Below are 20770 nucleotides of genomic sequence, written 5' to 3'. Positions count from 1 at the left end.
CGCGCACCGGCCAAAAAAAAGCCACCTTGCGGTGGCTTTGAAAGTCCTTGGAAGGACGTCGTTGGGAGAGCGGTGCGAGCGACGTTTTGGATTTGGAATTAAGCCGTCGCTCGCTTTGTTGTGACAGCAACCCGCGAATTGTGCGTTGCGGCACACCTTCCGACCATCCCCTGTTTGGGGGAGAACTGTGGCCCTTTGTTGCAATTCGCTCAGAATTTGGGCAGCAAATCAGCACCAAATGCTGCCGAGCCCACAATGTCGTGACAAATCGCACATCTGGGAAGCCAACAATATTTACACCAGGTTACAGAGGCAATTCGACGACAAAACGTGCACCGCCCCCGGGGCGGTCTTCGCAGCGCACGCTGCCAAGGTGCCGCTGGGCGATCGACCGCACCAGCGACAAGCCCAGACCCACCCCGCCCACGCTCTCGCTGGCTCCTGGCAACCGGTAGAACGGCTCGAAGATGCGCTCCCGCAGTTCGGCCGGCACGCCCGGACCATGGTCCTCGACGCTCACCCGCACCAGGGTCTGGCCACCCGGCACCGTGATCCGGTCGATGCCCAGACGGGCCGGTTCGGCAAAGCCCCCCGCTTCCGGCCGGTGGCCGTAGCGCCGTGCGTTCTCCAGCAGGTTGCGCAGCAGTCGGCGCAGCAGCTTGGGGTACCCCTGCACCAGCACCGGCGAGATGCCTTCGGCCACGTCCAGGTCGGCGCCGGTGCGCGCGCACTCCTCGGCCGCCAGCCCCACCAGGTCGACCTCCTCGGTCGGGCCCAGCGCCGAGACCTCGTTGGCATCGCGCAGGTCCAGCCGGCTGGCCATCAGGATCTCGTCGATCAGCTGGTCCAGCTCGTCGATGTTGCGCGCGATTTCGGCACGCTGCGGTGCCCGCGCCGGGTCGTTGCCAAGCAACTCCAGGCCGATGCGGATGCGGGCCAGCGGAGAACGCAGCTCGTGCGAGGCATTGGCCAGCAGGGTCTTGTGCGAGAGCATCAGGGTCTGCACGCGTTCGGCCGCCGCGTTGAAGCGCTCGGCGAGGAAGGCCACCTCGTCCTGCCCGCTGACCGGCAGGCGGGCGCTGAGGTCGCCCTGCCCCCAGCGCTCAACGCCGCGCTGCAGCCGTTCCAGCCGCTGGGTCAGGCGCCGCACGATCGGGTAGGCGCCCAGCGCCACCGCCAGCCCGACCAGGCCCAGCAGCCAGGCAAAGCCGATCGGCGACTGCAGGCCGAACAGGCTGCGCCGCCCCGGCGCGGGGCTGCCGGGCTGCCGGTTCGGGCGCGGCAGCTGGATGTACAAGGTCTGACCATCCTTCATCTGCACCTGGAACTCCAGCCCCTGGCCGGGAACCCGCACCGCCTGTGCCGGCGCCGCACCGAGCACCTCGCCAGTACCATTGCGCAACACGATCTCGCGCGCGATCCGCGCGTCGCGCTCCTCGCGGTCGCGGTCCAGCGCCATCTGCCACAGCCAGCCGACAACCAGGGTCAGCACCGCGACGGCGGCCACGATGGCCAGCCAGATGCGGAGGTAGAGCTTCTGACCGAGCAGGCTTTTCATCAGTCTTGCTGTTTCGCGAACACGTAGCCCACGCCGCGCACCGTGAGGATGCGCTTGGGCTCCTTGCTGTCGGCCTCGATGGCGTTGCGGATGCGGCCGATGTGCACGTCGATGCTGCGGTCGAAGGCTTCGAGCTCGCGTCCGCGCACCGCCTCCATGATCTGGTCGCGCGTGAGCACGCGGCCGGCGCGTTCGGCCAGCGCCACCAGCAGATCGAACTGGTAGGAGGTCAGCTCGCAGGCCTTGCCCGCCACCTGCACCGTGCGAGCGTCGCGGTCGATCTCCAGCGAGCCGAAGCACAGCACCGGCGTGGCGCGCGTCGTGGCCGCGGCGGCAGTCGCCTCACCGCGGCGGCGCAGCACGGCGCGAATACGCGCCAGCAGTTCGCGTGGCTCGAAGGGCTTGGGCAGGTAGTCGTCGGCGCCGAGCTCGAGGCCGATGATGCGGTCCATCGGGTCGCCCTTGGCCGTCAGCATCAGCACCGGCACCTTGGCCCCCCCGTTGGGCAGGGCCCGGATGCGCCGGCAGACCTCCAGGCCGTCGATGCCCGGCATCATCAGGTCCAGGATCACCAGCTCGGGCTGCAGCAGCGGCAGCTGCTCCAGACCCTTTTCGCCGTCAGGCGCGTGGGTCACCTCGTAGCCGGACTGGGCCAGGTACTCGGTGACCATCTGCGCCAGGCGCGCATCGTCTTCGATCATCAGGAGGCGGGTGGGGGTCGGGGCGTTCATGCAGGCAGTTTATAGACCTGGACCATGCATGGTCTCCCATGCGCGTGAACCGTTTGTCTCGCTCACGTAAAGTTGCCGCCATGTTCACGCCCGACGCCCCTGCCCTGCCCGCCCGCTCGCTGCCTGGTCTGCTGCACGGTCTGGTGCAGACCCAGCCCGACGCCCCGGCCATCCGCTGGCTCGACACCGCGACGGACACCCGCAGCGACTGGAGCTTCGCCCGGCTCAACGCGGTCGCCGACACGCTGGCCCGCTGCTTCATGGTGCTGGGTGTGCTACCGGGCGACCGCGTGGCCTGGCTGGGCTTGAACCACCCGGCACTGATCGCCGCGCTGTTCGCGCTCGGGCGCCTGGAAGCGGTGCTGGTGCCGCTGAACACGCGGCTGGCCGTGGCCGAGTGGAGCGCGGTGCTGGACGACTGCACGCCCAAGCTGCTGGTGCACGACACCTCGTTCAACGAGGCGGCGGGCGTGCTCTGCGACGGCCCCGGTCGCCCGGTCGACCTGACGCTCGACCACCTGCTAGCGTGCGCGCCGTCGACCCTGCTGCCGGAAGCCCCGACCGAGGCGCTGGACCGCCCGGCGCTGCTGGTCTATACCTCGGGCACTACCGGCACGCCCAAGGCCGCCGTGCACACCCAGGGCAACCTGCTCGCGAACATGGCCATCGCCGCGCAGGTGCAGGGCCTCACGGCGGAGGACACGGTGCTGACCGTGCTGCCGCTGTTCCACGTGGGCGGCCTGTGCATCCAGACCCTGCCAGCGCTCTCGGTCGGCGCCACCGTGCTGCTGCACAGCCGCTTCGACCCCACGGCCACGCTGCGTGCCATTGCCGAGGAACGACCCAGCCTGACGCTGCAGGTGCCCGCCACCCTGCAGGCGCTGACCGCCCACCCCGGCTGGACCGCCACCGAACTCTCATGCCTGCGCACGGTCTGGGCCGGGTCTTCGGTGCTGCCACCCGAGCCGCTCAAGGCCTTCATGGCGCGCGGCGTGCCGGTGAGCAATGTCTACGGCAGCACCGAGACCGGCCCGTTCTCCATCGCCCTGCCACCGGAGCACGCCGCCACCCACCTCGGCTCCTGCGGCTGGCCGGCGCCGGGCGTGGACATCCGGCTGCTGGGCTTCGACGGCCGGCCCGCGCCCGCTGGACAGGTCGGCGAGATCGCGGTGCGCGCGCCCAACGTGGTCGCGACCTACTGGCCCGACCGGCCCGCCCTCGACGCCGACGGGTTCTTCCACAGCGGCGACCTGGCGCAGCAGGCCGCGGACGGCAGCTTCACGGTGGTTGGCCGCGCCAAGGACATGATCATTTCGGGCGGCGAGAACATCTACCCAGCCGAGATCGAAAACCTGATCGCCACCCACCCGGCGGTGGCCGAATGCAGCGTGGTCGGGCAGGCCGACGCGCGCTGGGGGGAGGTCGCGGTGGCGGTGGTGGTGCTGCGCGACGCATCGGCCGCTGCGGAGGGCTGGGACGCACCGCTGCGCGCCTTCCTCGACGGCCGGCTGGCGCGCTACAAGTGGCCGCGCCGCTGGGTGCGGCTGGAGGCCCTGCCGCGCACCGCGCTGGGCAAGGTCCAGAAGGCCGCGCTCAAGGCGTTGCTGGAGACGCCGCCGGCGAACTGACGCGTGTGGCCAGCCAAATCAGCACCAGCACCGGCAGCCCAAGCAGCGCGGTGGCGGTGAAGAAGGTCGGGTAGTCGTAGGCGTCGACGAAGGCACCGGAGTAGCCCGCCAGCCACTTGGGCGCGAGCAGCATCATGGAACTGAACAGCGCGTACTGCGTGGCCGAGTAGCTGACGTTGGTCAGGCTCGACAGGTAGGCGATGAAGGCCGCCGAGGCCACGCCCGCGCTCAGGTTGTCGGCGGAGACCACGGCAATCAGCGCGGTCACGTCGTGCCCGTGCCCGGCCAGCCAGGCGAACAGCAGGTTGCTGGCGGCCGAGAGAATGGCGCCGAGCATCAGCACCCGCATCACGCCCAGCCGCAGCGAGAGCGCACCGCCGACAAAGGCGCCGACCAGGGTCATGATCACGCCGTAGACCTTGGTGACCGCGGCCACCTCGTCCTTGGTGTAGCCCATGTCCACGTAGAACGGGTTGGCCATGATGCCCATCACCACGTCGCTGATGCGGTAGACGCCGATCAGCGCCAGGATCAGCACGGCATGGGTGCCGTAGCGCTTGAGGAAATCGGCAAACGGTTCGACGAAGGCGCCGCGGAACCACTCGGCCGCGTTGCGGCTGGGCGGCAGCGCGACCTGCGCCGGCTCGCGCGAGAACAGCACCGTGACCACCCCCACCAGCATGCTCGCCGCCATGACGAGGTAGGCCGTGGTCCAGGCGGCGTTCTGGTAGAGCGCGCCGGGCGCCGGTTTGGCGGCTTCGACAGCCCCCGCCACCGCAGCCGCCGCAGGCGCCACCTCGGCCCGCGCCGCCAGCCAGAGCACGCCGGCACCGGCCCAGATCATGGCCAGCCGGTAGCCGGTCTGGTAGGTCGCTGCCAGCGCGCCCTGGTGGGCGGCGTCGGCCGACTCGATGCGGTAGGCGTCCAGTGCGATGTCCTGCGTGGCCGAGGCGAAGGCAACCGCGAGCGCGCACCAGACCACCGTGTCCAGGTGGGCGCGCGGATCAGCGAACGCCATGCCCGTCAGCGCCACCATGATCGCGAGTTGCGACAACAGCAGCCAGCTGCGGCGGCGGCCCATGGCGCGGGTCAGCAGCGGGATCGGCAGCCGGTCGACCAGCGGCGACCAGACCCATTTGAAACCGTATGCAAGTCCGACCCAGCTCAGGTAACCGATGGTGGTGCGGTCCAGCCCCGCCTCGCGCAGGCGGAAGCTCAGCGTGCCCAGCACCAGCAGCAGCGGCAGACCAGCCGAAAACCCGAGCGCGAACATGCGCAGGCTGGCCGGTTCCAGATAGGCCTTGAGGGTTTCGCCCCAGCTGGGGCGGGGGGTGGTGGCGTGGGTGTCGGGCGACGCTGGCGTGACGGATGGCTGGTTCATGAACAGGGTGGGCGCGAGGCCAAGCGGCGGACCCGTGGCAGGCGACGGGGGCTTTGCCTATTATTGGCCCATGTGCTTTCTCTGCGACCTCAAACAGCGCTCCCCCGATGCCCCGGCCGCCGGTCCCTGGCAGGCCCGGCGCGCCTTCCTGCTCGCCGCGTCCGCGGCGGCGGCCGCACCGGCCATGGCCCAGGTCGACGTCGGCAAGGCGTCGGGCATGCGCAAGCTGGTGCCCGCCGAAACGATTGAAAAAGCCGGCGCCCAGCAGTTCGTGGCCACGGTCCAGGAGGCGAAGAAGCAGAACGCACTGATGCCCGCGGACCACCCGCAGACCAAACGCCTGCACGTCATTGCCAAGAAGATCATTCCGTTCACCGCCGCCTGGAACCCGCGGGCGAAGGACTGGCAGTGGCAGGTGGCGCTGATCAACAGCGACCAGATCAACGCCTTCTGCCTGCCCGGCGGCAAGATCGCCTTCTACACCGGCATCCTGAACAAGCTGCAGCTCACCGACGACGAGACGGCGATGATCATGGGCCACGAAATGGCCCATGCGCTGCGCGAACACGCGCGAGAACGCCTGGCAAAAAGCAGCGCCACCAACCTCGGTCTGCGCCTGGGCGCCGAACTCCTGGGCCTGGGCAACCTGGGCGCGGTCGCCGCCGACATGGGCTCGCAGCTGCTGACGCTCAAGTTCAGCCGCGAAGACGAGAGCGAGGCCGATCTGGTCGGCCTGGAGCTGGCGGCGCGCGGCGCCTACCAGCCCAATGCCAGCGTCAGCCTCTGGCAGAAGATGGCCAAGGCCGGCGGCGGCAACGGCATTGCCTTCCTCTCCACCCACCCCAGCGGACCGGAGCGCATCAGGCAGCTGCAGGCGAATGTGCCGAAGGTGCAAGGGCTGTACGAGCAGGCCCGGCGGGGCTAGCATCCGCCCGTCGGCGACTGCCGACGTCCACCCGAAGGAGACACGCCATGAAAGCCCTGGTGACCGCGTCCGCCCTGCTGTTCTGCTCGGCGGCCTTTGCCCACAACTGTCCCAACGAAATGAAGGCGATCGATGCCAAGCTCGGCACCAGCCCGAGCCTGTCCGCGGCCGACATGGACAAGGTGAAGTCCTTGCGCGCGCAAGGAGAAAAGATGCACAAGGAAGGCAAGCACGACGAGTCCATGAAGGCCCTCGGCGACGCGAAGAAGCTGCTCGGCCTCTGAGCGGGCGGTGTCCGGGCCGGCCGTTCAGGCCGCCTTGACGTACGGGTTGAAACGCCGCTCCTCGCCCAGCGTGCTCTCCGGCCCGTGCCCCGGGATGAACACCGTGTCGTCCCCCATGGGCCAGAGCCGGTCCCTGATGCTGGCGATCAGCTGCGCGTGATTGCCCTGCGGGAAATCGGTGCGGCCGATGCTGCCGGCAAACAGAACATCGCCGACGAAGACCCGCTGCGCCTCGGGCGAGTGAAACACCACGTGGCCCGGCGTGTGGCCCGGGCAGTGCCGCACGTTGAGCGTGCAGCGCCCGATCTGCACCGTGTCGCCGTCGGCCAGCCAGCGCGTCGGCGTGAAATGGCCCGCTGGCGGGAAGCCGAACATCCGGCTCTGCTGGGGCAGGCCGTCGATCCAGAACTGGTCGCCCGGGTGAGGGCCGATGATGGGCAGGTTCAGCCGTCCGGCCAGCTCGGCCGTGCCGCCCGCGTGGTCGATGTGGGCATGGGTCAGCCAGATGGCCTTGAGCGCGACGCCCAGCTGCTTCGCCGCGTCGACCAGGCGGTCGAGGTCGCCGCCCGGATCGATCACGGCGGCGTCGCGGGTTTCATCGCACCAGACGATGGAGCAGTTCTGGGCAAAGGCGGTGACGGGAATGGTCTGGTAACGGAACATGGTGGGTCGGCATCGCAAAGACGTTGGGGTGACGGCCAAGCCCCGGATTCTCCTTCACTCCCATCAACGAACCAGGGACCGGGCACCCACCCATTGCCCCTGACGACAAAGCTGCTGCATGGTCGCCACGGCCAGTGCGGCCACCGCCTGGCAGGCCGTGGAGCGGGGAATGTGCGCCGAACTGCACACCGCCAACACCCGCTCCAGGGGCGGATGGCCCACCGGCGTGGCGCGCAGCAGGCCCGCGTCGATGTCGGCTTGCAGGGGCATGACCGGCAGCAGCGTGCGACCCAGGCCGGCCAGCAACGTGGTGCGCAGGATGCTGATCGAACTGATGTCCGCCTCGACCCGCGGTGGCGGCAAGCCTGCGGCGGCCGCCGCGGCCTCGATGATCGGGCGCACACCGTGCGGACTGGCCGGCAGGATCAGCGGCTGCGCCAGTGCCTGCTGGAGGGTCAGCGTGCGGCCCCGGCGCCCGGGCCGGGGCGCGCTGGCCGGCTCGATCAGGCAGAGCTGCTCGCTCAGCACAGGGCTCACCGAAAAGCCCCCGAGCTGGCCATCGTCGAACAGCACCGCCAGCTGGATCTGGCCGGTGCGCAGCTGGCGCGAGAGGTTCCCGGTCAGTTCCTCGGTCAGCTCCAGCGTCACCCGGGGAAAGCGCTGCCTCACCTCGCGCAGCAGCGGCAGCGCCAAGGCGCTGGAGGCGCTGTGCGGCAGGCCGAACACCACCGTGCCTTCGGGCTCCTGGCGGGTGCTGCGGGCACTGGCCACGGCCTCCTCGGCCTGGCGCAGGATCGACACGGCGTGCGGGAAAAACCGCTGCCCGGCCTCGGTCAGGCCGACCCCGCGGCGTGAGCGCTCGAACAGGCTGACCCCCAGCTCCGCCTCCAGCTGCGCGAGCTGGTGGCTCAGCGCCGACTGCGCCACGAACACGCGCTCGGCCGCCTTGGTGACGCTGCCACTGTCGGCGATCGCCACGAAATAGCGCAACTGTCTGAGTTCCATCGCAAGCACCAATCCATCTGTTTTCGAGATGGTAGTGTGAATGCTCTGTATTGGACAGATGACCCTGGCCCGCGTTCAATACACCCACCCCAGCGGACCACCGTCCTGCCCGCCACAAGCGGTCAGTCAGCGCCCCACCCGGCCGGCACGGTCGTCCGCAGCACCGCTCACCGGCGGTGTGGCCCAGGGTTTTGAGCAGCGGCTCAGAGCTGGAAGTCGTATTCGATGGTGATCGGGGCGTGGTCGCTGAACTTCTCGCCCTTGTAGATCGCCTCGCTGCGCGCCGTCTCGGCGAACGCCGGGGTCGCCAGGTGGTAGTCCAGCCGCCACCCCACGTTGTTGGCATAGGCCTGACCCCGGTTGCTCCACCATGTGTAGCAGGTGTCGGTGGTGTCGGGCTGCAGCCGGCGGTAGACGTCGATCAGCCCGCCCTCGTTCAGCAGCTTCGTCATCCAGGCGCGCTCTTCGGGCAGGAAGCCGCTGTTCTTCTGATTGCTGCGCCAGTTCTTCAGGTCTTTTTCCTGGTGCGCGATGTTGACGTCGCTGCAGATCACGAACTCGCGCTTCTGTTTCAGCGCCATCAGGTGCGGGTACACCAGGTCCAGAAAGCGGTACTTGGCCTCCTGCCGCTCGGGACCGGACGAACCGCTGGGAAAGTACACGCTGATGACCGAGAACTTGCGCTTGGGGGTGTCGAAGCGCAGCTCGGCCCAACGCCCTTCGGCGTCGAACTCGCCGCCATCGAAGCCAATGACCACGTCACTCGGCTCGTGCCGGGTGTAGACCGCCACGCCCGAGTAGCCCTTCTTCTCCGCGAAATGGAAGTGCCCCTTGAGGCCGACCATCTCTTCGAACCGACCGGCTACGTCGGCGGCCTGGGCCTTGACCTCCTGCACGCAAATACAATCCGGCGCATGCCCGGCGAGCCAGGTTTCCAGCCCTTTGTTGCTGGCCGAACGGATGCCGTTGAGGTTGAGGCTGGTCAGTTTGAACAAGGATTTCCCCATGTCGTTGGATGCGGGCGCCGTGGGCGCCGGTGCAAAAAAGGATTCGCTGGCGCAGGACTTCGTGCAGTTCTGCGTGGACTCGGGCGTGTTGCGCTTTGGCGAGTTCAAGACCAAGGCCGGCCGCCTGTCGCCCTACTTCTTCAACGCCGGACTGTTCGACGACGGCGCCAAGCTCGGCCGGCTCGCGCAATTCTATGCACAGGCCCTGATCGCCAGTGGCATTGAGTTCGACATGATCTTCGGCCCCGCCTACAAGGGCATCCCGCTGGGCGCCGCCGTGGCCATCGAGCTGGCCCGCCTGGGTCGCAATGTGCCGTTTGCCTACAACCGCAAGGAAGCCAAGGACCACGGCGAAGGCGGCACGCTGGTCGGTGCGCCGCTCAAGGGCCGGGTGCTGATCGTCGACGACGTGATGAGCGCCGGCACCGCCGCGCGCGAATCAATCGCCCTGATCCAGGCCGCCGGCGCCACCGCGCACGCCGTGGCCATCGCACTGGACCGGCAGGAGAAAGCCACCGAGAAAGCCGCCGACGGCAGCGTGCGGGATGTGGACCACAGCGCCGTGCAGTATGTGCAGAACGCCCTCGGTCTCAAGGTCTGCGCCATTGCGAGGTTGGAGGATTTGCTGCAGTATCTGACGGGCCATACAGGTGCCGAACTGAACCAGCACCGGGACCGCGTGCTGGCCTACCGCGAACGCTACGGCGTTGCCTGAGGAAACGCCTTGATCCGATCTGTGCCCATCGCCGCCACTGCATGTAGCCACTGCCTGACCAGTGCGGGCCTGCTGTTGCTGGCACTGATGCCTCCGTTGGCGATGGCCCAGGAGAAGAACAGCGGCGGCATCTACAGCTGTGTGGACAGCAAGGGGCGACGACTCACCTCGGACCGCCCCATCGTTGACTGCCTGGACCGGGAACAGAAGGAACTGGGCGCCTCGGGCACGGTCCGGCGGGTCGTGCCGCCCAGCTACACGGCCGAAGAAAGGGCCCGCCTTGAGGAGCAGCGCCGGGCGGAAGAGCTGGAGCGCTCGCGGATCGCCGAAGAGCGGCGGCGCGAGCGGGCCCTGCTGATCCGCTACCCCAACCAGGCCATGCACGACAAGGAGCGTGCCGAAGCGCTCAAGCAGATCGACGAGGTCATCGAGGCGGTGAAAAAGCGCGTGACCGAACTGGGCAGGCAGCGCCAGGAGATCGACCAGGAGCTGGAGTTCTATCAGGGCGACCCCAAAAAGGCGCCGCCCTGGCTGCAGCGCAAACTGGAAGACAACGCCCAGCAGGTGCAGGTGCAGAACCGCTTCCTGAGCGACCAGAACCTGGAGAAGCAGCGAATCAACGCCCGGTTCGACGAAGAGCTCGCCAAGCTGCGCACGCTCTGGGTGAAACGGTGACTCCGCTGCGCCGCTGACACGGCGCAGCCTTCTCAACCCAGCTTTTGCTTGAGCAGCTCGTTGGCCTGCTGCGGGTTGGCCTTGCCCTTGCTGGCCTTCATGACCAGGCCCACCAGCGCGTTGAAGGCCTTGTCCTTGCCGGCGCGGAACTGCTCGACCATCGGGGCGTTGGCGGCCATGACCTCGTCGATGATCTTTTCCAGCGCGCCGGAGTCGTTCATCTGCTTGAGGCCCTTGGCTTCGATGACGGTGTCCACGTCCTGGCCTTCGCCTGCCCACAACGCGTCCATCACCTGTTTGGCGGCGTTGTTCGACACCGTGCCGTCGGCGATGCGCCTGAGCAGCGCGGCCAGCGTGTCGGCGCTCACCGGCACCTGGGCGATGTCCTTCTCTTCGTTGTTCAGCCGGCGCGAGACCTCGCCCATGATCCAGTTGCTGGCCATCTTGGCCTGGCCGGACGCCTTGGCCGCCGTCTCGAAGTAGGCTGCCATCGCCGGGCTCTGCGTCAGCGTGGTGGCGTCGTATTCCGGCAGGCCGTAGTCGGCCACCAGGCGCTCGGCCATCTGGCGCGGCAGCTCTGGCATGCTGGCCTTCACCTCATCGACCCACGAACGCGCGATCACCAGCGGCGGCAGATCAGGATCGGGGAAGTAGCGGTAGTCCGCCGCGTCTTCCTTGGTGCGCATGGCGCGGGTTTCGCCCGTGTCGGGATCGAACAGCACCGTGGCCTGCTGGATGGCGTGGCCATCCTCGATCTGTTCGATCTGCCAGCGCACCTCGTAGTCGATGGCCTGCTGCATGAACTTGAACGAGTTCAGGTTCTTGATCTCGCGGCGCGTGCCCAGCGGCGCGCCTGGCTTGCGCACCGAGACGTTGGCGTCGCAGCGGAACGAACCTTCCTGCATGTTGCCGTCGCAGATGCCGATCCAGGTCACGATCTTGTGCAGCTCCTTGGCGTAGGCCACAGCCTCGGCGCTGGAGCGGATGTCGGGCTCGGTCACGATCTCCAGCAGCGGCGTGCCGGCGCGGTTGAGGTCGATGCCCGACTGGCCGATGAAGTCCTCGTGCAGGCTCTTGCCCGCGTCTTCTTCCAGGTGGGCGCGCACCAGGCGCACGGTCTTCTTCTCGTCGCCGAGGAAAAAACTCACCTCGCCACCCTGCACCACCGGGATCTCGAACTGGCTGATCTGGTAGCCCTTGGGCAGGTCGGGGTAGAAATAGTTCTTGCGTGCGAACACGCTCTGCTCGGCGATGTGCGAGCCCAGCGCCAGACCCAGGCGGATGGCGCAGGCCACGGCCTCGCGGTTCATCACCGGCAGCGTGCCCGGCAGCGCCAGGTCCACCGCGCAGGCCTGGGTGTTCGGCTCGGCACCGAAGGCGGTGGGCGCGCGGCTGAAGATCTTGCTGTTCGTGGCCAGCTGGGCGTGGGTCTCGAAGCCGATCACGACTTCGTAACCTTGCACCAGCAGGGAAGCTTGTTTCTGGTTGCTCATGTTCAGAAGCCCTCCGGCGTTTTCGTGTGCCAGTCGGTGGCCTCCTGGAAAGCGTGCGCGGTTTGCAGTAGCGCGGCTTCCTGGAAGTAGTTGCCGATCAGCTGCAGGCCCACAGGCAGTTGGCCCGAACCGAAGCCCGCCGGCACGCTCATGCCGGGCAGGCCGGCCAGCGAGGCCGGCAGCGTGAAGATGTCGGCCAGATAGTTGGCGACCGGGTCGTCGCTCATCTCACCGATCTTCCAGGCGGTGGTGGGCGCGGCCGGGCCGGCGATCACGTCGCATTGGGTGAAGGCGTTCTGGAAGTCCTGCGCGATCAGGCGACGGATCTGTTGCGCCTTGAGGTAATAGGCATCGTAGTAGCCGTGGCTCAGCACGTAGGTGCCGATCATGATGCGGCGTTGCACCTCGGGGCCGAAGCCCTCGCTGCGCGACTTCTTGTACATGTCGATCAGGTCGTCGTACTGCGCAGCGCGGTGGCCGAACTTCACGCCGTCGAAACGGCTGAGGTTGGACGAGGCCTCGGCCGGCGCGATGATGTAGTAGACCGGGATCGACAGTTCGGTGCGCGGCAGCGAGATGTCGACCAGCGTGGCACCGAGCTTTTCGTACTCGCTCAGCGCGGCGCGCACGGCGGCGACCACATCGGGCGCACAGCCTTCGCCGAAGAACTCCCTGGGCAGACCGATGCGCAGGCCCTTGAGCGGCTGGGCAGCGCTGGCGCCTTCGCGCGGGGTGCCCAGCAGGCGGGTGTAGTCCTCGGCCGGGTGATCCAGGCTGGTGGAGTCGCGGTCGATGTCCGGGCCGGCCATGGCCGTCAGCAGCATGGCGCAGTCGGCGGCGCTGCGCGCCATCGGGCCGGCCTGGTCCAGACTGGAGGCGAAGGCGATCATGCCGTAGCGCGAGCAGCGGCCGTAGGTGGGCTTGATGCCGGTCACGTTGCAGAAGCTGGCCGGCTGACGGATGGAGCCACCGGTGTCGGTGCCGGTGACGGCCGGCGCCAGGCGCGCGGCGACCGCCACGGCCGAGCCGCCCGAGGAGCCGCCCGGCACACGGTCGATGTCCCAGGGGTTGCGGGCCACGCCGTAGGCGGAGTTCTCGTTGCTGCCGCCCATGGCGAACTCGTCGCAGTTGAGCTTGCCCAGGGTCACGGCACCGGCTTGTGCGAGCTTGGCGACCACGGTGGCGTCGAAGGGGCTCTGGTAACCCTGCAGCATCTTGCTGCCCGCGGTGCTGGGGAAGCCCTGTGTGACGAAGATGTCCTTGTGCGCCAACGGCACACCCAGCAACGGGCCGCGTTCGCCGGCCGCGATGCGCGCGTCGGCGGACTTCGCCTGTGACAGGGTCAGGTCTTCGTTGAAGGCCAGATAGGCGCCCAGGTTCTCATGCTGCTTCGCGCGGCCGAGCAGGGCCTGAGCGGCTTCAGCGGCGGACGTCTTCTTGTCGGCAATGGCGGTGGCCAGTTCGGCCACGCCCATTTCATGGATCTGCTTCGAGCTCATTCGATCACCTTGGGCACGAGGAACAGGCCGCGTTCGACGGCAGGGGCGCTGCGCTGGTTGGCCTCGCGGTTGTTGGGCTCGCTGGCCACGTCGGGACGCAGCCGCAGGCTGACGTGGTCGATGACGGCGGTCGGGTGGGCCAGCGGCTCCACGCCGGTGGTGTCCACCGCCTTCATCTGCTCGACGATGTCGAAGAAGCCATTGAGCTGGGTGAGCATGCGCTCGGCCTGGGCCGGGGGCATTTCCAGCCGGGCCAGGTTGGCGATGCGGCCGATGTCGGTCAGGGTCAGGGACATGACGGGGAATTCCGGGACGGTCGGTCGAAAGAAATCAGGCCCGGGCGAACCGCAAGGCGGCTGAAACGGCCTGTAAAGGAGATGATTTCGCCCCCGTTGCGCGCAGTTATGCACAGGGGATACGGTATTATCCAAGGTTTGGCGACCCCGACCGCCCATCGGGCCGTTTTTGTCGCTGAATCAAGGACTTAACCGGATTTCCTCCGACCCGCACCCGGCGGCGGCCACACGAAGCGGCGGTCGCGCCCCACAGGATTTTTCGCACCATGTTTGAAGCGTTCCGTCGGAGTTTCTCGACCGACCTGGCCATTGACCTTGGCACCGCCAACACCCTGATCTACGTTCGCGGCAAGGGCATCGTCCTTGACGAACCTTCTGTGGTCTCGATCCGCCACGAAGGCGGCCCCCAGGGCAAGAAGACCATCCAGGCCGTGGGCCACGAAGCCAAGGCCATGCTGGGCAAGGTGCCCGGCAACATCGAGGCCATCCGCCCGATGAAGGACGGCGTGATCGCCGACTTCACCGTCACCGAGCAGATGCTCAAGCAGTTCATCAAGATGGTGCACCCACGCTCGATGTTCAAGCCGAGCCCGCGCATCATCATCTGTGTGCCCTGCGGCTCGACCCAGGTCGAGCGCCGCGCCATCCGCGAATCCGCCCTGGGTGCCGGCGCCTCCGAGGTCTACCTGATCGAAGAACCCATGGCCGCGGCCATCGGCGCCGGCCTGCCGGTCTCCGACGCCTCGGGCTCCATGGTGGTCGACATCGGCGGCGGCACCACCGAAGTCGGCGTGATCTCGCTGGGCGGCATGGTCTACAAGGGCAGCGTGCGCGTGGGCGGTGACCGCTTCGACGACGCGATCATTGCCTACATCCGCCGCAACTACGGCATGCTGATCGGTGAACCCACCGCCGAAGCCATCAAGAAGAACATCGGCTCGGCCTTCCCGGGCAGCGAAGTCAAGGAAATGGAAGTCAAGGGCCGCAACCTCTCCGAGGGAGTGCCGCGCAGCTTCACCATCTCCAGCAACGAAATCCTTGAGGCACTGACCGACCCGCTCAACAACATCGTCTCGGCGGTCAAGATGGGCCTGGAGCAGACCCCCCCCGAGCTCGGCGCCGACATCGCCGAGCGCGGCATGATGCTCACCGGCGGTGGCGCCCTGCTGCGCGACCTGGACCGCCTGCTGGCCGAAGAAACCGGCCTGCCGGTGCTGGTGGCCGAAGAGCCACTGACCTGCGTGGTGCGCGGCTGCGGCATGGCCCTGGAGCGCATGGAGCGCCTGGGCACCATCTTCACCAGCGAATAAGCGCGCGCCGGATCACCGGCCCCGTCGAGAGCCCATCCCGCCATGCCACTGGGCACCCTGGACCGCACCCCGCCCCCGTTTTTCAAACAGGGGCCGTCGGCCCTGTCCAAGCTCATGGTGTTCAGCGCGGTCGCGCTGTTCCTGATGGTCGCGGACACCCGTTTCCAGATCACCATGCCGCTGCGCGCGGCGCTCGCCACGGCCCTGTACCCGGTGCAGTGGCTGGTGATGCAGCCGGTGGACGCCGCCCGCCAGGCCGGCGGCTACTTCACCAGCCTGCACGCCGCCGAGCAGGTGGCGTCCGACGCACGCACGCAACTCGCGACCCAGGCCGAGCGAGCGCTGCAGGTCGAGCAACTGACCCTGGAGAACCAGCGCCTGCGCGAACTGCTGGTGATGCGCGAGCGCATCACCACGCCCGCCACCGGCGCACAGGTGCTCTACGACGCCGCCGACCCCTATTCGCGCAAGGTGGTCATCGACCGCGGCCAGACCCATGGCATCGTGCCGGGATCGCCCGTGATCGACGACAGCGGCGTGCTGGGCCAGGTCACGCGCGTCTACCCCCTGGTGTCCGAGGTCACGATGCTGATCGACCGCGACCAGGCCATCCCGGTGCTCAACACCCGCACTGGTGTGCGCAGTGTGGTCTATGGTCAGCCCGGCGAAGACGGCGATGGGCTGGAGCTGCGCTACACGCTGGCCAACGCCGACATCAACGAGGGCGACCTCCTGACCACCAGCGGCGTCGACGGGGTCTACCCGGCGGGCCTGCCGGTGGGGCGCATCACCAAGGTCGAACGCCGCGCCGAGTCCTCGTTCACCCGCATCAACTGCGCGCCGGTGGCCCGCATGCAGGGGGTGCTGCATGTGCTGGTGCTCACGCCCGTGGGGCAGTCGCTGCCCGCGCCGCCAGCAGGCCCGGCCGCTGCCGGCAAGGGAGCGCCCCCGGTCGCGGCCACCCCATCCGACCGCGGGAGGTCGCCATGATCATGCGCCCCGGGCAGCAGCTGCTGCTGCCGGCCAACCCGGTGTTCATCTGGAGCAGCCTGATCGGTGCGCTGCTGATCAACATCCTCATGAACATGGGCCTGTGGGGCCGCGCCGCCTGGACGCCGGACCTGCTGGTCGTGGCCCTGGTGTTCTGGAGCGTGCACCAGCCGCTGCGCATCGGTGTGGGCACGGCCTTCTTCTTCGGTCTGGTGATCGACGTGCACCAGGGCGCCCTGCTGGGCCAGCACGCCCTGGCCTACACCGTGCTCGGCTACTTCGCGGTGTTCATGCACCGGCGCCTGCTGTGGTTCGACGTGCCGACGCAGGCGGTGCAGGTGCTGCCGCTGTTCTTCGCGGTGCACGCGCTGGAGTGGCTGGTGCGGCTGATCGCCGGCGACGGCTTTCCGAGCTGGAGCCACCTGCTGGCGCCGGTGATCGAAGCCGCGCTGTGGCCAGTGGCCTCGGTGCTGCTGCTGGCGCCACAGCGCCGCGCACCGGACCCGGACGACAACCGCCCCCTCTGACATGACCGAACTTCGCAATGTCGAAGCCGACCTGGCGCAGTTCCGCACCCGGGTGGTGGTGGCGGGGCTGGCGGTGCTGTTTGCGTTCGGCCTGCTGGCCGCGCGCATGGTCTACCTGCAGGTGCTGCGCCACGACGAGCTCGACGCCCAGGCCGAGAGCAACCGCACCGCGGTGCTGCCGGTGGTGCCCAACCGCGGGCAGATCCTGGACCGGCACGGCCGCGTGCTGGCCACCAACTTCTCGGCCTACACGCTGGAGATCACCCCCTCCAAGGTCGAGGACCTGGACGGCACCATCGAGGCGCTGGGCGAGTTGGTCGACATCCAGCCGCGCGACAAGCGGCGCTTCCGCAAGCTGCTCGAAGAGTCGCGGCGCTTCGATTCGCTGCCCATCCGCACCCGCCTGACCGACGACGAGGTCGCCCGCTTCACCGCGCAGCGCTACCGTTTTCCCGGGGTGGATGTGCGCGCGCGCCTGATCCGCCACTACCCCCATGGCGAGGTCGCCAGCCATGTGATCGGCTACATCGGCCGCATCAACCAGCGGGAGAAGGAAAGCATCGAGGAGTGGCCGGAAGAAGACCAGGCCAACTACCGCGGCACCGACCACATCGGCAAGCTGGGCACCGAGCAGCAGTACGAGCGCGAGTTGCACGGCGTCACCGGTTTCGACCGCGTCGAGACCTCGGCCGGCGGCCGCGCCGTGCGTTCGCTGGCCAACACGCCGGCCACCCCGGGCAACACCGTGGTCCTGTCGATCGACATCAAGCTGCAGAAGCTGGTGGAGGACATGTTCGGCGAGCGCCGTGGCGCGCTGGTGGCCATCGACCCGCGCAACGGCGAGGTGCTGGCCTTCGTCTCCAAACCGACCTTCGACCCCAACCTGTTCGTCGAAGGCATCGACTCGGAAAGCTGGAAAGCGCTCAACGAGTCGCTGGACAAACCCCTGCTCAACCGCGCCCTGCGCGGCACCTACCCGCCCGGCTCCACATACAAGCCCTTCATGGCCCTGGGCGCACTGGAAACCGGCACCCGCAGCGCGAGCTCCGTCATCAACGACCCGGGCTACTGGATGTTCGGCAACCACCGCTTCCGCAGCCACGGCGACGGCGGCCTGGGCGCGGTCGACATGCACCGCAGCATCGTCAAGTCGAGCAACGTCTACTACTACTCGCTGGCCAACGAGATGGGTGTGGAGGCCATGCACGACTTCATGGCGCCGCTGGGCTTCGGCCAGATCACCGGCATCGACCTCAAGGGCGAGGTGCGCGGCGTGCTGCCCAACCAGGAGTGGAAGCGCAAGACCTACAAGCGGCCCGAGCAGCAGAAGTGGTACCCGGGCGAAACCATCTCGCTGGGCATCGGCCAGGGCTACAACAACTTCACCATGCTGCAGCTGGCCCACGCCATGGCCACGCTGGCGGGCGGCGGCATCAAGCGCACGCCCCACCTGACGCTGGCCACCGAGAACGTGCTGACGCGCGAGCGCACGCCCCTGCCCACGCCCGCCGAAGTCAACCTGGGGTTCAAGCGCCAGAACATCGACACCGTGCTGCGCGCCATGCACGGTGTCACTGTCGAAGGCACGTCGACGCGGGTGTTCGCCGGTGCCGGCTACCTCAGCGGTGGCAAGACCGGCACGGCCCAGGCGGTGACCATTGGCCAGAAGGACCGCTACGACGCCCGCAAACTCGAAGAACACCAGCGCGACCACTCGCTCTACCTGGCCTTCGCGCCCCTGGAGAACCCCACCGTGGCGCTGGCCGTGGTGGTCGAGAACGCGGGCTTCGGCGCGGCCGCTGCGGCGCCGATCGCGCGGCGCGTGTTCGACTACCTGCTGATGGACCAGTACCCGAACCCGCAGGACCTGGCCGCGGTGCAGAAGGGAGAAGCCGGCCCGCCCATCGGCACGCCGCTCAAGGCCAGCGAGGTGCCCTGGGACAGCCCCTGAGGCTTCAGCGGAGCCAGGCGTCGTAGCTGGTCTTGAGGATCAGCGCGCTGACCACCACGATGAAGGCCACGCGCACGAAGCCGCTGCCGTGCTTGAGCGCCAGCCGCGTGCCCAGCAGGCTGCCGATCACGTTGGCCGCCGCCAGCGGCAGCACGTAGTGCCACCAGATGTGGCCCTTGAGCGAGAACAGGATCAGCGCCGCGAGGTTGGACGCGGTGTTGAGCAGCTTGGCGCTGGCGCTGGCGTGCAGGAAGTCGTAGCCCAGCCAGCGCACGAACAGGAAGACGAAGAAGCTGCCGGTGCCCGGGCCGAAGAAGCCATCGTAGAAACCGATCAGCAGGCCCAGCGTGCAGGCCGCCAGCATCTCGCCGCGCGCCGTGAAGCGCGGTGTGTGGTGACGCCCCAGGTCCTTGCGCATCAGGGTGTAGCCCAGCACCAGCAGCAGGATCAGCGGCAGCGCCTTGCGCAGGAACTCCGGCGAGATCACCGTCACCGTCCAGGCGCCCGCCATGGCCCCGGCAAAACACACGGCGACCGCGGGCAGCAGCGCATGCCAGGGCATCTGCACGCGCTGCGCGTACTGCGCGGCGGCGGCCGCCGTGCCCCAGATCGACGCGCTCTTGTTGACGCCGAACAGCGTGGCCGGGTGGGTGGTGGGAAAGATCGCGAACAGGGTGGGCGTGAGGATCAGGCCACCACCGCCCACGATCGAATCGACGAAGCCGGCGAACAGCGAGGCCAGCGAAACAAGAAAGATCTCCATGCGGCGATTGTCGCCGCCGGTCCGATCAGGCCCGCGGCAACTCGAGCACGAACTCGGCCCCGCCGCCCTCGGCGTTGCGCGCGGTCAGGCTCCCGCCGTGCTGCTCGACGATGCCGTAGCTGATCGACAGGCCCAGACCGGTGCCCTTGCCCACCGGCTTGGTGGTGAAGAAGGGGTCGAAGATGCGCAGCAGGTGCTCGGGCGGGATGCCAGGGCCGTTGTCGCGCACCGTCACCCGCACCGTGGGCGGGTCCGCTTCGCCGGGGCAACCCATCTCCACCCAGACCATGGGCTCGTGCACCGACGACAGCGCGTCGAAGGCGTTCTGCAGCAGGTTCATCATCACCTGCTGCAACTGGCCAGCGCTGCCCAGCACGGTGCCCGTGCCGGTGCCCAGCGCACCGGCACGGGCACCGCACGGCCCTTCTGCACCCAGTGGATGGCGCGCTCGATCACCTCGACCAGGTTCACCGGCTTGCGCTCCTCCGGGTCCATGGCCGAGAAGCGCTTGAGGCCGTGCACGATGTCGGCGGTGCGCTGCGCGCCTTCGAGCGTGCCGTCGATCAGCGACGGCAGGTCGGCCAGCAGGTGGTCGATGCGCAGCTTCTCGCGCTGCTGCTGCAGCACGGCTTCGGGCTCGTGGGCGTGAAAGGCGGCGATGTAGCTGCGCAGGCGCTGGCTGTATTTGTTGAGCGCATGCACGTTGCCCAGCACGAAGCTGATCGGGTTGTTCAGCTCGTGCGCCACACCCGCCACCAGCTGGCCCAGCGAGGCCATCTTCTCCGAATGCAGCAGCTGCTGCTGGGTGCGCTTGAGGGCCTCGTGCGCGGCGCGCATCTCGTGGTAGGCGCGCTTGAGCTCGGCCGTGGGCCGACCGACCCAGACCGTGCCCAGGCGCTTGCCGTTGGCGCCAATGCGCGGCGTGCAGTTCGCATCCACCGGCACCGGCTGGCCTTGCCGGTCCAGCAGGTTGAGCTCGATGCCCTGGCCGCCGTGCGGCGCCTCGCCGCGGTCCATGGCGGCGCGCGCCGCCTGCACGCTGGCCTCATCGGCCAGCAGATCGGCCAGGCCGCTGCCGCGCAGCTGTTCCTCGCGCCGGCCCACCAGCTCGCACAGCGCGGCGTTGGTCTGCTCGATCAGGCCGCGCTCGTCGCAGACGATGAGCACGTCCGACATGGCACTGAGCACGCTGAAGATGAACTGCTGCGACTGCTCCAGTTCGCTGTTCTTCTTCTCCAGCTCGACCTCGTCGTCGATCAGCCGGGTGTAGACCTCGTCCATCTTCTGGATCACGTCCAGCCAGGTCGATTCGTCCACGCCCTCCATGGGCGCGGTGGGCAGCGGGCTGGGGGCGCGGGCCTTGCTCATC

19 protein-coding genes and 1 pseudogene are annotated in these 20770 nt (G+C 68.3%); 9 read left to right on the top strand and 11 right to left on the bottom strand.

Annotated elements, in window-relative coordinates:
- Nucleotides 1-304 precede the first annotated feature (304 nt).
- Complete coding sequence (locus HPF_RS01635) at nucleotides 305-1558, bottom strand: ATP-binding protein (protein ID WP_207959291.1); 1254 nt, start codon at nucleotides 1556-1558, stop codon at nucleotides 305-307.
- Nucleotides 1558-2289: a response regulator transcription factor gene (locus HPF_RS01630; RefSeq protein ID WP_133155568.1), complete on the bottom strand. Its 732-nt coding sequence runs from the start codon at nucleotides 2287-2289 to the stop codon at nucleotides 1558-1560. The genes HPF_RS01635 and HPF_RS01630 overlap by 1 nt, the downstream gene beginning before the upstream one ends.
- Nucleotides 2290-2369: 80 nt before the next feature.
- On the opposite strand from HPF_RS01630, the gene HPF_RS01625 reads away from it, so the two are divergent.
- On the top strand, nucleotides 2370-3917 hold the full coding sequence (locus HPF_RS01625; protein WP_133155567.1) for a class I adenylate-forming enzyme family protein: 1548 nt from the start codon (nucleotides 2370-2372) through the stop codon (nucleotides 3915-3917).
- Here the strand turns inward: HPF_RS01625 and HPF_RS01620 are convergent.
- Nucleotides 3883-5298, bottom strand: a complete 1416-nt coding sequence (locus HPF_RS01620; RefSeq protein ID WP_133155566.1) for an AmpG family muropeptide MFS transporter — start codon at nucleotides 5296-5298, stop codon at nucleotides 3883-3885. The genes HPF_RS01625 and HPF_RS01620 overlap by 35 nt on opposite strands.
- Nucleotides 5299-5368: 70 nt before the next feature.
- Here HPF_RS01620 and HPF_RS01615 point away from each other — a divergent pair, with 70 nt between their 5' ends.
- Together HPF_RS01615 and HPF_RS01610 are read left to right on the top strand one after the other, a co-directional pair.
- Nucleotides 5369-6223 carry a M48 family metallopeptidase gene (locus HPF_RS01615; protein WP_133155565.1) on the top strand — a complete coding sequence of 285 codons (855 nt, stop codon included), beginning with the start codon at nucleotides 5369-5371 and terminating at the stop codon, nucleotides 6221-6223.
- A 47-nt stretch (nucleotides 6224-6270) separates the two neighbouring features.
- The gene (locus HPF_RS01610; RefSeq protein ID WP_066159958.1) at nucleotides 6271-6507 is read left to right on the top strand and encodes a hypothetical protein; all 237 of its coding nucleotides are present in this window, start codon (nucleotides 6271-6273) and stop codon (nucleotides 6505-6507) included.
- Nucleotides 6508-6531: 24 nt separating this feature from the next.
- Here HPF_RS01610 and HPF_RS01605 read toward each other — a convergent pair whose 3' ends face one another.
- The 3 genes from HPF_RS01605 to HPF_RS01595 all read right to left on the bottom strand — a co-directional run bounded on the left by HPF_RS01605 (nucleotide 6532) and on the right by HPF_RS01595 (nucleotide 9170).
- A complete protein-coding gene (locus HPF_RS01605) occupies nucleotides 6532-7170 on the bottom strand; it encodes an MBL fold metallo-hydrolase (protein ID WP_133155564.1) in 639 nt (212 codons plus the stop codon).
- A 63-nt stretch (nucleotides 7171-7233) separates the two neighbouring features.
- A complete protein-coding gene (locus tag HPF_RS01600) occupies nucleotides 7234-8175 on the bottom strand; it encodes a LysR substrate-binding domain-containing protein (RefSeq protein WP_133155563.1) in 942 nt (313 codons plus the stop codon).
- Between the two features lie 203 nt (nucleotides 8176-8378).
- Nucleotides 8379-9170, bottom strand: coding sequence for an exodeoxyribonuclease III (locus tag HPF_RS01595; protein ID WP_133155562.1), 792 nt, complete (start codon nucleotides 9168-9170; stop codon nucleotides 8379-8381).
- A 10-nt stretch (nucleotides 9171-9180) separates the two neighbouring features.
- On the opposite strand from HPF_RS01595, the gene pyrE reads away from it, so the two are divergent.
- Both pyrE and HPF_RS01585 read left to right on the top strand, forming a co-directional pair.
- Entirely contained in the window at nucleotides 9181-9897 is a 717-nt protein-coding gene (gene pyrE / locus HPF_RS01590) for an orotate phosphoribosyltransferase (protein WP_066159945.1), read from the top strand.
- A gap of 9 nt (nucleotides 9898-9906) precedes the next feature.
- Complete coding sequence (locus HPF_RS01585; RefSeq protein WP_133155561.1) at nucleotides 9907-10572, top strand: DUF4124 domain-containing protein; 666 nt, start codon at nucleotides 9907-9909, stop codon at nucleotides 10570-10572.
- A gap of 32 nt (nucleotides 10573-10604) precedes the next feature.
- Here the strand turns inward: HPF_RS01585 and gatB are convergent, their stop codons facing one another.
- Genes gatB through gatC form a run of 3 tightly spaced genes read right to left on the bottom strand, consistent with a single transcriptional unit; the run spans nucleotide 10605 to nucleotide 13860 of the window.
- The gene (gene gatB, locus HPF_RS01580) at nucleotides 10605-12065 is read right to left on the bottom strand and encodes an Asp-tRNA(Asn)/Glu-tRNA(Gln) amidotransferase subunit GatB (RefSeq protein WP_133155560.1); all 1461 of its coding nucleotides are present in this window, start codon (nucleotides 12063-12065) and stop codon (nucleotides 10605-10607) included.
- A 2-nt stretch (nucleotides 12066-12067) separates the two neighbouring features.
- Nucleotides 12068-13564: an Asp-tRNA(Asn)/Glu-tRNA(Gln) amidotransferase subunit GatA gene (gatA, locus tag HPF_RS01575; protein ID WP_133155559.1), complete on the bottom strand. Its 1497-nt coding sequence runs from the start codon at nucleotides 13562-13564 to the stop codon at nucleotides 12068-12070.
- Complete coding sequence (gene gatC, locus HPF_RS01570) at nucleotides 13561-13860, bottom strand: Asp-tRNA(Asn)/Glu-tRNA(Gln) amidotransferase subunit GatC (RefSeq protein ID WP_066159933.1); 300 nt, start codon at nucleotides 13858-13860, stop codon at nucleotides 13561-13563. The genes gatA and gatC overlap by 4 nt, the downstream gene beginning before the upstream one ends.
- A 266-nt stretch (nucleotides 13861-14126) precedes the next feature.
- Between gatC and HPF_RS01565 the strand changes: the two genes are divergently transcribed.
- Genes HPF_RS01565 through mrdA form a run of 4 tightly spaced genes read left to right on the top strand, consistent with a single transcriptional unit; the run spans nucleotide 14127 to nucleotide 18638 of the window.
- On the top strand, nucleotides 14127-15170 hold the full coding sequence (locus HPF_RS01565; RefSeq protein ID WP_066159930.1) for a rod shape-determining protein: 1044 nt from the start codon (nucleotides 14127-14129) through the stop codon (nucleotides 15168-15170).
- A gap of 42 nt (nucleotides 15171-15212) precedes the next feature.
- Nucleotides 15213-16160 carry a rod shape-determining protein MreC gene (gene mreC / locus HPF_RS01560; protein WP_066159927.1) on the top strand — a complete coding sequence of 316 codons (948 nt, stop codon included), beginning with the start codon at nucleotides 15213-15215 and terminating at the stop codon, nucleotides 16158-16160.
- Complete coding sequence (mreD, locus tag HPF_RS01555; RefSeq protein WP_066159924.1) at nucleotides 16157-16687, top strand: rod shape-determining protein MreD; 531 nt, start codon at nucleotides 16157-16159, stop codon at nucleotides 16685-16687. Before mreC ends, mreD begins: the two co-directional genes overlap by 4 nt.
- Before the next feature lies 1 nt (nucleotide 16688).
- Nucleotides 16689-18638 carry a penicillin-binding protein 2 gene (gene mrdA / locus HPF_RS01550; protein WP_066159921.1) on the top strand — a complete coding sequence of 650 codons (1950 nt, stop codon included), beginning with the start codon at nucleotides 16689-16691 and terminating at the stop codon, nucleotides 18636-18638.
- Between the two features lie 4 nt (nucleotides 18639-18642).
- Here mrdA and HPF_RS01545 read toward each other — a convergent pair whose 3' ends face one another.
- Together HPF_RS01545 and HPF_RS01540 are read right to left on the bottom strand one after the other, a co-directional pair.
- A complete protein-coding gene (locus HPF_RS01545; protein ID WP_066159918.1) occupies nucleotides 18643-19401 on the bottom strand; it encodes a sulfite exporter TauE/SafE family protein in 759 nt (252 codons plus the stop codon).
- A 25-nt stretch (nucleotides 19402-19426) separates the two neighbouring features.
- Nucleotides 19427-20769, bottom strand: a pseudogene (locus HPF_RS01540) (sensor histidine kinase).
- Nucleotide 20770 lies beyond the last annotated feature (1 nt).

It is taken from the genome of Hydrogenophaga pseudoflava, assembly GCF_004353865.1.
Lineage (GTDB): Bacteria > Pseudomonadota > Gammaproteobacteria > Burkholderiales > Burkholderiaceae_C > Hydrogenophaga > Hydrogenophaga pseudoflava.
Note: the sequence above shows the minus strand (reverse complement) of the source record. Positions and strands in the feature narration are given on the sequence as shown.

Excerpts from the sequence above, each read along its gene's own strand:
- HPF_RS01635 (WP_207959291.1), bottom strand. The coding sequence starts at position 1,558 with ATGAAAAGCCTGCTCGGTCAGAAGCTCTACCTCCGCATCTGGCTGGCC.
- mreC (WP_066159927.1), top strand. The coding sequence starts at position 15,213 with ATGCCACTGGGCACCCTGGACCGCACCCCGCCCCCGTTTTTCAAACAG.
- HPF_RS01610 (WP_066159958.1), top strand. The coding sequence starts at position 6,271 with ATGAAAGCCCTGGTGACCGCGTCCGCCCTGCTGTTCTGCTCGGCGGCC.
- HPF_RS01605 (WP_133155564.1), bottom strand. The coding sequence starts at position 7,170 with ATGTTCCGTTACCAGACCATTCCCGTCACCGCCTTTGCCCAGAACTGC.
- HPF_RS01615 (WP_133155565.1), top strand. The coding sequence starts at position 5,369 with ATGTGCTTTCTCTGCGACCTCAAACAGCGCTCCCCCGATGCCCCGGCC.
- HPF_RS01600 (WP_133155563.1), bottom strand. The coding sequence starts at position 8,175 with ATGGAACTCAGACAGTTGCGCTATTTCGTGGCGATCGCCGACAGTGGC.
- HPF_RS01630 (WP_133155568.1), bottom strand. The coding sequence starts at position 2,289 with ATGAACGCCCCGACCCCCACCCGCCTCCTGATGATCGAAGACGATGCG.
- HPF_RS01565 (WP_066159930.1), top strand. The coding sequence starts at position 14,127 with ATGTTTGAAGCGTTCCGTCGGAGTTTCTCGACCGACCTGGCCATTGAC.
- mreD (WP_066159924.1), top strand. The coding sequence starts at position 16,157 with ATGATCATGCGCCCCGGGCAGCAGCTGCTGCTGCCGGCCAACCCGGTG.
- mrdA (WP_066159921.1), top strand. The coding sequence starts at position 16,689 with ATGACCGAACTTCGCAATGTCGAAGCCGACCTGGCGCAGTTCCGCACC.
- HPF_RS01625 (WP_133155567.1), top strand. The coding sequence starts at position 2,370 with ATGTTCACGCCCGACGCCCCTGCCCTGCCCGCCCGCTCGCTGCCTGGT.
- pyrE (WP_066159945.1), top strand. The coding sequence starts at position 9,181 with ATGTCGTTGGATGCGGGCGCCGTGGGCGCCGGTGCAAAAAAGGATTCG.
- gatA (WP_133155559.1), bottom strand. The coding sequence starts at position 13,564 with ATGAGCTCGAAGCAGATCCATGAAATGGGCGTGGCCGAACTGGCCACC.
- gatC (WP_066159933.1), bottom strand. The coding sequence starts at position 13,860 with ATGTCCCTGACCCTGACCGACATCGGCCGCATCGCCAACCTGGCCCGG.
- gatB (WP_133155560.1), bottom strand. The coding sequence starts at position 12,065 with ATGAGCAACCAGAAACAAGCTTCCCTGCTGGTGCAAGGTTACGAAGTC.
- HPF_RS01545 (WP_066159918.1), bottom strand. The coding sequence starts at position 19,401 with ATGGAGATCTTTCTTGTTTCGCTGGCCTCGCTGTTCGCCGGCTTCGTC.
- HPF_RS01620 (WP_133155566.1), bottom strand. The coding sequence starts at position 5,298 with ATGAACCAGCCATCCGTCACGCCAGCGTCGCCCGACACCCACGCCACC.